Annotated in this window: 9 protein-coding genes and 1 pseudogene; 6 read left to right on the top strand and 4 right to left on the bottom strand. The window is 49.7% G+C overall.

All coding sequences use genetic code 11. The annotated features are described in order from the left end of the window. Positions 1-20: 20 nt before the first annotated feature. Positions 21-1,334, bottom strand: coding sequence for an AAA family ATPase (locus tag JUF21_RS08550; RefSeq protein ID WP_203663994.1), 1,314 nt, complete (start codon positions 1,332-1,334; stop codon positions 21-23). 281 nt (positions 1,335-1,615) lie between these two features. Next, a pseudogene (locus tag JUF21_RS08545) lies at positions 1,616-6,337 on the bottom strand (type ISP restriction/modification enzyme). A 668-nt stretch (positions 6,338-7,005) separates the two neighbouring features. Here JUF21_RS08545 and JUF21_RS08540 point away from each other — a divergent pair. Genes JUF21_RS08540 through JUF21_RS08520 form a run of 5 tightly spaced genes read left to right on the top strand, consistent with a single transcriptional unit; the run spans position 7,006 to position 10,075 of the window. After that, complete coding sequence (locus JUF21_RS08540) at positions 7,006-7,419, top strand: cupin domain-containing protein (protein WP_203663992.1); 414 nt, start codon at positions 7,006-7,008, stop codon at positions 7,417-7,419. Positions 7,420-7,431: 12 nt separating this feature from the next. Beyond that, on the top strand, positions 7,432-8,175 hold the full coding sequence (locus tag JUF21_RS08535) for an SDR family oxidoreductase (protein ID WP_203624607.1): 744 nt from the start codon (positions 7,432-7,434) through the stop codon (positions 8,173-8,175). A gap of 27 nt (positions 8,176-8,202) precedes the next feature. Next, positions 8,203-8,538, top strand: a complete 336-nt coding sequence (locus tag JUF21_RS08530) for a carboxymuconolactone decarboxylase family protein (protein ID WP_203624606.1) — start codon at positions 8,203-8,205, stop codon at positions 8,536-8,538. A gap of 3 nt (positions 8,539-8,541) precedes the next feature. Further along, on the top strand, positions 8,542-9,174 hold the full coding sequence (locus JUF21_RS08525) for an NAD(P)H-binding protein (protein ID WP_203624605.1): 633 nt from the start codon (positions 8,542-8,544) through the stop codon (positions 9,172-9,174). 19 nt (positions 9,175-9,193) lie between these two features. Then, entirely contained in the window at positions 9,194-10,075 is an 882-nt protein-coding gene (locus JUF21_RS08520) for a LysR family transcriptional regulator (RefSeq protein ID WP_203624604.1), read from the top strand. Between the two features lie 600 nt (positions 10,076-10,675). Here JUF21_RS08520 and JUF21_RS08515 read toward each other — a convergent pair. Further along, positions 10,676-11,137, bottom strand: a complete 462-nt coding sequence (locus JUF21_RS08515; RefSeq protein ID WP_203624603.1) for a hypothetical protein — start codon at positions 11,135-11,137, stop codon at positions 10,676-10,678. A gap of 51 nt (positions 11,138-11,188) precedes the next feature. Further along, entirely contained in the window at positions 11,189-12,160 is a 972-nt protein-coding gene (locus JUF21_RS08510) for an alcohol dehydrogenase catalytic domain-containing protein (RefSeq protein ID WP_203663990.1), read from the bottom strand. Between the two features lie 293 nt (positions 12,161-12,453). Here JUF21_RS08510 and JUF21_RS08505 point away from each other — a divergent pair, with 293 nt between their 5' ends. Next, the gene (locus JUF21_RS08505; protein WP_203663982.1) at positions 12,454-13,380 is read left to right on the top strand and encodes an ADP-ribosylglycohydrolase family protein; all 927 of its coding nucleotides are present in this window, start codon (positions 12,454-12,456) and stop codon (positions 13,378-13,380) included. The last annotated feature ends 63 nt before the right edge of the window (positions 13,381-13,443 follow it).

The following is a 13,443-nucleotide window of genomic DNA, read 5'->3' as shown; positions in this document are numbered from 1 at the left end:
CCGACGCATGGCTTAACAACCTAGACCACTATCAAGGATTCGTTATCACCGTTGCACTTGACTTGAAAACTGAGGAAGGTTTTTGTATACTGAATGACCTTCTCATGGCCGCCTACAGGCTTTACGGTGTACTCATCGAGAAATATAGCAGAAAAAATTTGATAGTCGTAGCTGTTCTCAGTTCCTTCACAGAAAAGAATCTTCTTCCTGCTCCCAACTAGTTCAGTCAATAAATCCATTGGCAGATTATTCTTAAAATCCAGTAGACGTAGCTCAACCTTATCTGGTGGTGAAAATTGTTTGCACCAAAATATTGAAGCACCTCGTCTGGCCATAATGAATTCAGGATTATGGGAGGTGAAGATAAATTGACAGTCTTTCCGTACAGAAATCAAAATATCCCAGAGCTTATTGTAGATTGCAGCATTCAGAAACGTTTCAGGCTCGTCAACAACAACATAAGCATTATCCTTCGCCAATAAGACGTTTCCAATGTAAAAGAGGATGCATTTTTCGCCATCACTAAGTTTATTAAACGAATACTGTTGGTTATTCCGAATTGGATAGACTTGTCGATGCACTCCGTCTACACAAAAGGTCACGTCGGGAATCACCTTATTCCAAATCTTGGTTAAATTGTCCCATTTTGGTACGGATCGCTTAGATAGCTCAAAATTCCGTTCATCAGTTGAAAGCTGGACTACTTCATTAACTAACGCGGTAATCATTAATGTAAAAGGTTCAAAGAGCCGGGTAACTGCTTCGCTTTCCGACGAATTGTCAATCTTGTATGCATTATTAGATGGCCTCAGATTCGCCTTCCGATAACTATCTTCATCTGTATGGTCTCTCTTGTATATTTGCTCGGAGAAGTATAAATTTTTTTGAGCAGGTATGACTGTGAGATTAGGTAATGAAAGCTCTCCAAGATCATTCACAAAAGTAGATTTTCCGCTGCCATTTGCTCCAACGATAACTGCAGTGTTTTTTTGAACGGCAATTTTCGTAAAAAAGTTTAATTTTTCCGCGTCATTCCTTAAAGTCTCAGTTTGACGTTCAAGCTGGACAAAGTCAGAGATCTGCAAATCTTTATTCAAATTATCTAGATAATTTTTTAATAAGTCTAGAAAGTTGTTGGTAACTTTATGACCGTCTAGTGCATCTGAAAGGACGTCAATATTAGTGCCAATAGATTTTATCTTATCATTGACTTCATTTTTCGAAATTGATAGATTATCTAACTCGTGATTCCTCAGCTGGCTCTCCCAAAGGCGATCTGACAATTTTTGGAGCTGTTCCAAAGCTGAGTATATATTTTGAAATATTTCTTTCATTCTTCCCCCCTGCTTAAGTAGGCTTACTTGAAGATACACCAAACCAGGCATGCTAGAGTATTCTGGTCCACTCATTTGTTGCTCTAGATATTTACAAACATTAATATAGGCTCTCTATTATAGTTTGCTGGGTAAGAGCAACTTCCTGAGACGTCCGTAAACACGTATCCATTAATCTCAGACCACTCGTCCGATGCACATTGCCAATGATGTCACTCGTATTTTACCCATTAGTGGTGCTATTACTTCTTTAATAATGCACATTATCACAATATGGGAACTTAGTCTGCAACTTCAAACGTGGGCAACTGAGCAATAAGATCTAATGTGCTCAGCGATACTCTGATGACCTTTAGTAACAGCTTGAAAATATACTTCGGATCATCACTGTATTCGTTTGGATCGTCAGTAATCTGTGATGATTTATCAGTTTTAACCTGATATTGATCCAGAATCCAACCGATAGCTGAGCGTCCATTAACTACGTAGTCGTATGCATGTATGGGTATATTTTCGATGGTGATATCGCTATTGTAGTTGATAACGCTGTGATCAGAACGTGATTTAAAACGAATCTTCTTAACCTTATAACTTGGCTTGTTCGAATGAAAAACAATTTTGCATTCGTCATATGGTTTTACGTTCTCATAATTGATGTGAAGATCAAGCAGCTCCTGGCCAATCGTCACATATTGTTTAATGTTCTTCACAATCGGAATACGAGCTAAATCTTTCTGGAGATCGTTTGCATACTTTTGCTGATACTCTGGAGAATTCAATAAACCGTATACGTATGCATATGTCTCTTCTGTGGACAACCCTAAACGTTTAGCAAATTCTGCTGAAACGTTATCCCGAGACATCTGAAGAAAAGCGTCTTCGGGAACTTCATTATCAAATCGCATGAAACCTTGCGCTTTTTCCAGACAATCCATGTTTGGAATTAAATCAGTTGCTAGCGTGGAAAAGTTTCTCGAAGCCCCACGACCTGTAGTGAAAATGACCTCATTTTTCTTGCCAAACTGTTTGTAGTATAGACGTGTCTCTTCGTTTAATACGGAGTCGTAGTACAACCACTTTTTGGTAAATGGCCTATATAGGCTCAGTCGTAGTTTCTTACCATCAAATTCAATCTCTCCACCTTGTCTTGCAAAACGTTCTAGCTTTCGCGTCCACTTAATATACTTAGGGTCTCGATTGAACTCTACCCCACCTCTTAGTCTCTCACGTTCCGCATTATAGTGCTCAATCAAGGTTGAGACATTGTTACTTACTTGAACTCTGTTAAAACCATATACCCATGCATCACGGTTTGTAACAATTCCAAGGGCATTCTTCGGAAATACACCCTGCGTCTTTTTTTCATCGGCAATGGGAGTGTAGCTTAAATACTTTGGATCTCTCTGGTTCAGCCAGTCACCATTTTCATCAGGAAAAACTTCAGTCCAATTTATTCCTGAAACTGAACCAGCCTTGGTGATTTCTTCAAATTTTTGCTGCCGTGTAAGATAATCACCTATGTCTTTGTAGTAAAGATGATGCTCTTTTGATCCATCTTTTATGAATATAGATATTGAAATTGGCGCTCGGCTGCCGGAACCAAAGATTTTTCCTCCTTCTTTCCGAGAGGTTTCCCCCTGTGTTCTTTGATTTCCTCTGAGATTATAAATATACAAATAATTAAAATCTCTGTAAAAGGCTTTTCTAACCCCATCCGTACTACCCGAATCGAGAAAGCTGCCGTTTGTAACAAATCCGATCACTCCACGCTCTCCCAAACGATCAGTTGCCCATCTGAACGCCTTTATATAGGTGTCATACGCAGCTTTACTATAACCAGATTTACTTCCAGTCACATACGTATCAGCAATTTGTTTCTCCAGGACAGGATAATGGGCATTCTGATTATCATCATTCTGATTTTTTTGACCAACTGAGTATGGTGGGTTGCTGATAATCGCAGTAATTGGCACAGCCTGTTCCTTCTTCAGCCGTTTGTTATTCCCGCCAAAAATATCTTCACTCAGTGTCTCACCGTACTCAGTCGAGGCAAAGGTATCAGCAAGAACGATACCATCAAACGGAATGTACTTCTCTGGTCCATTAATCTCGTCAAAGACCGATTCGATATTGATAGCCGCAATGTAATAGCTGAGCAACACAATTTCATTGGCGTGTAACTCTTGCGTGTACTTGCGAGTGATATCAGCTAATGTAATTTTTCCATCTTTCATTTCTTGATTCAGATACTCCAGCGTACGCGCGATAAATGTGCCTGTCCCTGTAAAAGGATCAAGAACATGCACGTTCTTAGCGTCAATTCCGCGACCAAAGTGCTCTTTGAGTACCTCATCAACAGACTTCACAATGAAATCTACGATTTGCACTGGCGTGAAAACAATCCCTAACTTGTCGGCGGTGTCCCTGAAACCTGTGCTAAAGAACTTGTCATAAAGTGTCACTATAAACTGCTGCTTCGCTGCAGCGTTATCGATACCTGTCGCTCGTAACCGTACAGATTCGTAGAACGGCTCGAGTGCCGCTTGCTCTTGATCAAAGCCAGCTTCGGTCATCTTCTCCACCATGTCTTCCATGGCGCGAGACACAGGGTTGTCATTAACAAAACTGTACTGATCGAAAAGTGCCTCAAATATCGGTTTCGTAATGATGTGCTGAGCTAACATCTCAATCGCTTGCTCGTCGTCAATATCGCTGTTGATGTTGTGCTATAGACTCTTAACATATTTCCGAAATGACTTCGCGAATGGCGATTGCTTATCTGCAACCAAGTTCTTAATCCAGCGAATGTGTCGTTCTGCCAGTTTCTGAACATCCGCCGTCCAATCTTCAAGATACCGCCGATCGCCGACCTTTTTGACAATACGTCCATAGATAGCATTTTGAATTTCATGCCAGTTTAATTCTAAGTTAAGTTGTTCACTGTGTTCCTCGCCGTCACCAGAACCTGATCCACCTAGCTCCTTCTTTGGCGCATCACCGACACCAATTACATTCAAGTTACGGGGCTTTTTCTTATTTAAATCAAGCTTATTCACGGAAGCCTCGAACCGCTCATCAATTGAGCGCAACGCGTTCAGTACCTGCCAGACAGCCTGGTAAGTCTTATTATCGTCAAGCACTGTATCCGGATCCTGACCGATTGGAACGACAACGGGCAAGATGATATAGCCATATTCCTTACCTTCATACTTGCGCATAATACGACCGACCGCCTGAACAATATCAATCTGAGATTGCTTTGGCGCAAAGAAAATGATGGCATCCAAATTCGGTACATCAATACCTTCCGTCAAAAACTTGACGTTTGAGAGCACTCGCGCTTCATCGTCTGGCATGTCTCCTGCAAGCCAATCGATTGCATCTTTCTTCTGCAAGGCATTCATACTACCATCGACGTGTTTAACTCGGACGTGATTTTCGTTAGGGTTGTTCGCGCCAAGATACTCGTTAACCACTTGGTTGAACTCTTGGGCAATCTGCTTTGATCCTACCTTGCCTGCCCCATGGCCACGCTGGTTATCAATCACAGATGAAAAAGCAATCGCACGCTGCATCGGAGCGCCCTCAGTCTTATCCGAGAAGCTCTCCCGCTTCATCATTGCATTCCAGACACCAATAATTTTACCGATATCGTCGATACTCAAGCCATTTTGAGTCGACAAACTATTCTGCATATCCTTCTGGATTACAGATTCATCGACTGCAAGCACTTCAACCTTGTAATCCGTCAAGATGCCTTTACCCACTGCGTCACCGAAACCCAGACGATAAATCTCTTCACCATATAGGTCAGGGTCATCCATCGAGGCGATGATGACGTTCTCCTCTTTACCCTTCTTCTTAGTCTCTTGCGAGTATATCTTAGGTGTTGCCGTCTGGTACAACCGATGCTTGGCCTTCACAACCTTATTGTCGTGAACCTTGGTAAACATACCAGCGTCTTTACCCATCTCATGCGAACCGGTCGTACGATGAGCTTCATCTGCGATAATCAAATCGAACTCCGGATAGCCGAGATCCTGAGCTTTATGAATAACATCAATTGACTGATATGTACTGAAAATAACGGTGAGTCGTTTACCTTCAGCCGGTTTCAGCGCGGCAAAATTTTTCATCAGTTTCTCCGCGCTGGTCGAGGCAGGAAAACCAATATCCTGAATGTTCATCTCACTGTCGTCTTCATTATTGAAGGTGCGTTTTTTGGAGGCGTTCCGGTCTGACGTTACAGCAAATGAGACCAGTTCTCTGCCGCTAGCGACGTCACTATTCCAGCTGAAAAGTGTTTGAGAAAGCAACTGAATACTCGGAACAAGGTACAGCACAAAGAAATTGGCCTGATCATTATGATCTGCGAGCGCTTCTGCAATCTTGAGACTAGTAAACGTCTTCCCGGTGCCTGGGGCCATGATCAGTTTCCCGCGATTATGCGTGTCAAAATAAGCTACGGTCTTCTTGATAGCTTCCTGCTGGTAAGAACGCGGAGCTTTGTGACTGGCCTGAATAGGCTTAGCGGCATCTCCAAACTTAAACTGGGACCAATCAAAGTCGGAGTTTCTTAAATCCGAGAGACCGATTCGGCTAATATCCTTGGACCCATCGTCCAGAGCCGCTTCGGCGTTGCGATTCCACTCATCGGTCGTAGCGACCAGCAGCCCATCCGAATAATAATTCTTGTTCAGCTCGGCCACGTAACTGTTGATTGTGTCCTTGCCTACTTTGCCTTTGTAGTACTTCGCTTGGACAGCGGTAAGTTTACCTGTACCCCTTTGCCGCGCAACAAGATCAACGCCAAGGTCTTTCTTTGGAATGTTGTATTCAGACGGCACCTCATTTAACATCCAAACATTGTCGTAGAGATTTTTGTATGTGGGCTCATTGAGTAAGTATGACTTGACGACTTCTTCGAACATGGTGCCACGGTCACGTTGCGTGTCGCCAGCTGCTTCGTCGATTGAATGCATGAGCTGATCGAAACTTGCCATTTTCACTTTTCCTCCAAGTTTTTGCTTGTCTCTATGATACCGGTTCCGGCAAGGAGTTGCGAGGGAATTTGAATCCTACTTGCGCCAATAATAGTGTGAGGACAACCTTCGTTAATTTTGCAAAAACATTTTCCCTGATACCCCGGGGAAAACTTTGGCAGACGAAGTTGAACTCACCGAAGTCAAGGTTGGTATGTGTCTACGAGCCTAAAGAGATTGCGTTACTGGATACCCTAATCACCTTAAATAGGAATATGTATAATCCCTGCAATCATCCACAAGAGTCAAATCTAGGTAATTGGGTCGCCTGAAAACCAGGGGCGGACCGTCTTCTATGGTCAAGGCACACAATAAATTTGTATATTCGCGCAGTGTCACGCGTAAAGCCTTGTCATTGCTGAGATTGCCATCGTTATCCGCCGTCAAACTTTTACCCATCCTCAAAAACGTTGTCACACCAAGACTTTGGGACTTTATTCGCACAAATCTCGATTGCCTTATATAACTGACTAGGCAATGTTCTGTCTCTTTTTCGGTTGCTCTTTGACATGCTCAACAAGCATAGACGCCAGGCAGAAGGAGCATTGGACGTATATCTAAATAGTTATTACAATTACCTCAGTTAAAGTGAGTCTCACTACTGAAGCTTTTCGAAAGGACAATCAACCATGACAACCAACGAACAAGCCGTAAAGCACGGCATCTTCCCCATGGGCGCCAAGAACGACCCCTACGCCCAGTATTTTGTCGGCCAGAGCTACCTCAACAATCTGATCAGCGACCCGGCCATCAACGTCGGCGTCGGCAACGTCACCTTCGAGCCCGGCTGCCGGAACAACTGGCACATTCACCACGACGGCTTCCAGCTGCTGCTGGTCACCGGCGGCGAGGGCTGGTGCCAAGAAGAAGGCCAGCCGGCGCGCAAGCTGCACCCCGGGGATGTCGTTGTCACCCACGATGGCGTGAAGCACTGGCACGGCGCGACGAAGGACAGCTGGTTCTCACACATCGCGATCACGGCCGGCACGCCGGAGTGGCTCGAGCCAGTTTCTGATGATCAGTACAACGCACTGACGGACTAGGAGGAATTTTTCATGATCAAAGATAAAGTTGTTGTGATTACTGGCGCATCAAGTGGCATCGGCGCCGCCACCGCGAAACTGCTGGCAGCAAAAGGCGCCAAGGTCGTGCTGGGCGCCCGGCGCGAAGACAAACTGGCACAGTTGACCAAAGCCATCCAGGCCGCCGGAGGTCAAGCCGTGTATCGCGTCACAGACGTCACCAAGCCGGCAGATAACGCCGCGCTCGTGAAAATGGCCCAGGATACTTTTGGCCGCTTCGACGTGATGTTTCTGAACGCCGGGCTGATGCCGAGCTCCCCACTATCTGCACTGAAGGTCGACGAGTGGAATCAGATGGTCGACGTCAACTTGAAAGGCGTGCTCAACGGTATTGCTGCCGCCCTGCCGACATTCAAGGCGCAGCACGCCGGCCATTTTATCACGACCAGCTCCGTCGCCGGGCTCAAGGCTTACCCCAACGGCGCGGTGTATGGCGCGACTAAGTGGGCGGTGCGTGACCTGATGGAAGTGCTGCGCATGGAATCCGCCCAGGAAGGCAGCCACATTCGCACGGCAACGATTTATCCAGCCGCCATTAAGACGGAGCTGCTCGACACGATCACCGACCCTGGTGCCGCCGAGGCAATGCAGCAGACCTATGACACGTATGAAATCAGTGCTGAACGGATCGCGGACGTCGTCGCCTTTGCCATCGACATGCCGGAAGACACGAACGTGAGTGAATTCACCGTCGGCCCGACGACCCAGCCGTGGTAGGCCGCTCACCTAGAAAGGAAGATTAAAATGGCTAAAAAACAAACCGCTGGCCGCGACAACTTGGGCGACTTTGCCCCGCAGTTCGCCGCGCTGAATGATGATGTCCTGTTCGGTCAGGTCTGGGCTAAGGAAGACAAGCTGTCTGCCCGCGACCGCAGCCTGATCACTTGCGCCGCGTTGATGGCGCAGGGCCTTTTTCCGCAGTTGAATTCGCACATAGCCATTGCCAAAGAAAACGGCGTGACCAAGACCGAAATGGTCGCGCTGATCACGCACCTGTCCTTTTACGCCGGCTGGCCCAAAGCGTGGTCCGCGTTCCCGCTGGCTGAGGAAATCTACGGCAAAACTGACACGGAGGGCTAGACGTTGACCAATGTGCTGCTTTTGGGCGCTAACGGTCAGATTGCCAGACTGGTGCGCCAGCGCCTGCTGCAAGAAACCGACGCTCATCTCACCTTGTACCTGCGCCGGGCCAAGCGTCTGGGACAAATCGACCCCACCCGCGAAACCGTGCTCGAGGCCGACGTGAACGACTACCAGGCGCTGTTCCAGGCCATGGCCAGCCAGGACATCGTCTACGCGAACCTCGGCGGCGAGTTTGAACCGATGGCGAAAAATATCGTCAAGGCGATGAACAACGCCAGCGTTGACCGGCTGATCTACATCACGGGGCTCGGCTTGTACCATGAGGTGCCTGGGGCGTTTGGCCGCTGGGTCGAAGCAGACGTCGGCACGGCGGTGATGGACGACACCCGCCGCGCTGCCCAAATCATCGAGACCAGCAATCTAGACTATACCCTGATTCGCGCCGCCTACCTGACGAACGATGAGGAGATTGACTACGAGCTCACGGCAAAGGGGACGCCTTTTAAAGGCACCATCGTGTCGCGCAAAAGTGTCGCGGATCTGGTCGTCAACCTGATTGTGAATCCTCGCCTGCATCGGTATAGTAGTCTAGGAATCGATAAGCCCGGCACGGATGGCGACCGGCCTGATTAACTGACTGGAGGCGTGAGTGATGGAATTAAGACTGCTGGAATACTTTTTGGCGATTGATGGCGCGGGCTCGATCTCGCGGGCGGCAGAGCGGCTGCACATCACGCAGCCCACGCTGTCCCGCCAGCTCAAGCAGCTGGAAAACGAGTTAGGCGCCCCGCTGTTCACGCGGACCAACCACGGCCTCACGTTGACACACGCCGGTCTTTACCTCAAAACGCGTGCGCAGGAAATTTTGACGTTGACGCAGCAAACCGAGCAGACGTTTATCGACCAGCGCCGCCAGTTGTTCAGCGGCAACCTCAACATTGGCGCAGTCGAGGCCGACAGCAGTCACACTTTGGCCAATGAGCTTGCCGCGTTCACGGCCGAATACCCGGCGGTGACCTTCGACCTGTTCACCGGGACTTCCGACGACCTGTTTGACCGGCTCGACAAGGGCTTAATCGACCTAGCCTTGCTGCTGGAGCCGGTGAATGCCGACAAATACGACCACCTGACGCTGGCGCATACGGAACGCTGGGGCCTGGTCGTCAGCGTCGACGCCCCAATCGCGACTAAGCCCGTGATTGAGCCCGCCGACTTGCCAGAGGTGCCGCTCATCATCTCCAGTCGCGGCGCCGTACAGCAACTGCTGGCTTCGTGGTCTGAGATCGAGCTGGCCGACCTGAAAATTGTCGGCCACTTCAACCTGATTTTTAACGTCATGCCCCTGGTCCAAGCGCAAGTTGGCGCGGCGTTGACGATTGAAGGCGTCATCGACCCGCAAAACCATGCCGGGGTCCGGTTCATCCCGTTCTCACCGCGCGTGCAGACCCACACGGTCTTGGCCTGGCGCAAGCACCGGCTCCAGACGCCGATCACAACGGCATTTATTGACCGCTTCAAAAAGTTCACTAAATAGTTGAAGGTGCCTTGATCATGATTTTGATCAAGGCACCTTTTAGTGTGCGGCTGGACCGCTTCGAGGTCGAATTAGCTGTGAATATAAATGGAATACTATATGTCATGACACGGTTAAAAAGCTTCATCTTAAATTGATTGACAGCGGTTTCATTGTGTGCGATACTATCTCTGGATGATGGGAGGGCGAGGCAGGTACCGCTTCGTCAGATTCACCCGGAAACTCCCTGGCGATCCGACCTGCACCTTGGGGCCGCCAGGCACGTTGAGCCTTCCGATCGGTTTGGCGATGAAGACCATGTGAAGAGCATGGGGTCCTTACAGGACGCGTGAGGGATGCTGCTATCACTTTCCTAACTTAATAAAGCGACCGGCCCTGGTGACAGTGGTTGGGATAGCAGGCAGGGGCAACCCTGCAATAAAAAGCCACCGGGGCAACCACGGTGGCGCGGGACACCATTTCGAGAGGGATGGTGCCCTTTGCGTGGGTTCAAAGGCTGACGAAGCGCCCGGCTCCCTTTCTTGGTAATTTCAAGAAAAGGCGCCGGGCGTTTTTGACATTCGACGAGCGTGGGTCGTGGTCACCCACTCGGCTCGCAAATTATTTGTCCAGTTTTTGGTCTCTGAGGCGTTCTGCTAGATGAAGCGCGTGCTGCTGATGATACTGGTCAAGCAGCGCGGTTGGCTCAGCTTCGTATGCCGGCCAGGACCCAATCAGCTCCATCGAGTCGATTTCCAACTCGCCTGGAATCATCACCGTGTTTAAAGCAGCCCTGAGCTTATTGATCATGTCAGGGACTGCTTTAAGAATAGCTTCAGGTGGCTGCAGAGTATCCAAATCGAGCCATTGTTGGTTCTGCTTGATCACCGGTGCAATGGCCTTCTTGATTTCACGCACCTTCTGGCGACGCAGCTGAACATCCCCATCGACCGTTTCTGACCAGTGCGGCGCTTTCGCAATGACGTGCACCAACACATACGGATCCAAAGTGATTGAATTATCGTAGACTTCGACGTCGCCTTCATACATGTCGATCGTGATTGGCACCAGTTCGATTTTCATGACATTCTCCTCCTGCTTGTCTTTGGGGCCATCATATCGGATTACCAACAACTATGGCAAGGTAATCAGCAGCCGCGTTTTCACCTGTGGATCCATGACCATTGCATGGGCCTTTGCGGCATCACTTAACGGCAACCGCTCAACCGGCAGCGGCGCAAAAGCGGCCGCGTGCTGAAGCAGCCATTGATTCGCCTGCGTCAGACTCGCTAAACTCGCCCGGCTGATGACAAACCCGCGCAATTGCTGAACGTTCATGTAGAATCTGGGCAGGTCAAAGCTAACCTTGGGTTCTTTGGTGGCAGCAATCAAAATGAGCTGGCCGCCCACTGCAAGCTGATCCAGGTTTAGCTGCAACGGGACGCGACCTGCAGTATCGATGATGGCATCCACTGGCCCGGTCAATTTTGTCTCCCAGCCTGGTGCGTAGTCGATGACCTCAGCGCCCAAGGCAGTCACAGCAGCAAAATCTCGCGGATTCGCCGTGGCGATCACGTGCAGTCCGCAAATTTTCGCACACTGGATCAGCATCCGGCCAACGTGCCCCGCGCCGCCTTCGACCAGCAGAGTCTGGCCAGACTGCAGCTTCAGAAGTTGCGTGACGATGATGGCCGCGGTCGCACCAGGGTGAACTAGCGCCAGCCAGCTGCTCGGGTTTACATTGGGCATCACAAACAGACGCGTCTCAGGAATGGCAGCAAACTGTGCGGTGATCCCTTGCCGGCCGCCGTAGCCCATGCTGTTGGTCCAGACGCGGTCGCCAACATGGAAAGCCGTGACCTCTGCACCCACGGCCGCCACCGTACCCCACGCATCGCGGCCGATGATTTGCTGCGGTTGAAGCGGTGTTTTAAACGCCCCGGAACGCACATAAGCATCGACTCGGTCGACCGCCGCCTCACAGATCCGCACCAGGACATCAGCCGGCCCGATCGACGGCACCGGTAGCTGCCCCACTTCAATCTGGTCAGGATCTCCCACTTGCGTAAAATAGGCGGCCTGCATCTTGTCGGTTTCCGCTCTCACTGATTGTCATCCTTTCGAAAATACGCTGCCAACTCGTCCGCCTAGCCAACAGACCAGGATACCGGTCTTGAGTTACGCAGCCAGCAAATACTTCTTCAGCTTAGCCAATGTTCTTGCCTTAAGTGTACTGATAGGGAGAATGAAACGTAAGTGACAGTCTGCGTTGGGCCATCGAGTATACGCTCAATTTGGACTGTTCAGACTCCCACAGGCAGCAACCAGTTCATCTGCGGTTAAGCACTATGCTAAACTGAATTCAACAATAGTGATTAACGTCAATCATGGAGGCAGCCATGGCCAGTCAAAACCAAATCACAAACTTTTTCGAAGTCAGCATGATTGCTGATGCGCTCGGGGTGCCAGTCGAGTTCCAGCCTCGGGACAGCTATCAGCTCACCAGCATGACCGGCCATGGTACGTATGATCAGCCGACTGGCTCATGGTCCGACGACAGCTCGCTGACCCTGTGCTTGGCCGAAACGCTGACCGAAGGCGGCGGGCCAACCCAGCTGATGCAAAAGTTCACTGCCTATCTCGATGGCGACTACACGCCGCGCGGGATTCGTTTCGACATTGGCATCGGCACCAGTGAGGCCATCAGCCGCTTCAACACCGGGCGCGTGCCCGCAACTGAGGCGGGCAGCCGGTCGGTTAACGCAAACGGCAATGGCGCGTTGATGCGCATTGCGCCCCTCGCCTTCGTCCTGAATGGGCAAAGCTGGCCGGATCGTCAGCAACGCATCAGGGACTTTACCACAGTGACGCACGGCCACGAGAGGTCGATCATCGCCAGCTGTCTGTACGTTGAGACGCTGCGGCAGTTGCTGGCGGGCCAGATGCTCGCCGAAGCACTCAAGCAGGCCAGCCAGTTGGTGCACCAAAGTGACTTCCATGCCGAGGAACTCGCGTATTTTGACCGGGTCTTGAGCCCAGACTTTTTCGCCACACCGCGCGACCAGATTCGCTCAAGCGGCTACGTGATTGACTCGCTGGAAGCAGCCGTCTGGTGTGCGGCCAATGCCGCGTCAGTGCAGGACCTGATTTTAACTGCAGCCAACCTCGGCGAGGACACCGACACAATTGCCCAAATCGCCGCCTGCCTGTATGCGGCCGGCCACTTAGACGAGCAGCCCCCGGCGCAGTGGCGAAAGGCGTTGATTCAGACTAAGCAAAGCCGCCGTATCATTACCGACTTCGCCAAAAGATTTGGTGAAAAGTAGTCTCGGTACGCGACAATTCGCTTGTGGGTGCCCGCAGCACTGCCTTGAAAAGGCAGTGCTTTT

The organism is Lacticaseibacillus sp. 53-4, assembly GCF_016861805.1.
Taxonomy (GTDB): domain Bacteria; phylum Bacillota; class Bacilli; order Lactobacillales; family Lactobacillaceae; genus Lacticaseibacillus.
Note: the sequence above shows the minus strand (reverse complement) of the source record. Positions and strands in the feature narration are given on the sequence as shown.

Coding starts and splice junctions, on each gene's coding strand:
- JUF21_RS08520 (WP_203624604.1), top strand. CDS start 9,194: ATGGAATTAAGACTGCTGGAATACTTTTTGGCGATTGATGGCGCGGGC.
- JUF21_RS08540 (WP_203663992.1), top strand. CDS start 7,006: ATGACAACCAACGAACAAGCCGTAAAGCACGGCATCTTCCCCATGGGC.
- JUF21_RS08535 (WP_203624607.1), top strand. CDS start 7,432: ATGATCAAAGATAAAGTTGTTGTGATTACTGGCGCATCAAGTGGCATC.
- JUF21_RS08530 (WP_203624606.1), top strand. CDS start 8,203: ATGGCTAAAAAACAAACCGCTGGCCGCGACAACTTGGGCGACTTTGCC.
- JUF21_RS08515 (WP_203624603.1), bottom strand. CDS start 11,137: ATGAAAATCGAACTGGTGCCAATCACGATCGACATGTATGAAGGCGAC.
- JUF21_RS08550 (WP_203663994.1), bottom strand. CDS start 1,334: ATGAAAGAAATATTTCAAAATATATACTCAGCTTTGGAACAGCTCCAA.
- JUF21_RS08505 (WP_203663982.1), top strand. CDS start 12,454: ATGGCCAGTCAAAACCAAATCACAAACTTTTTCGAAGTCAGCATGATT.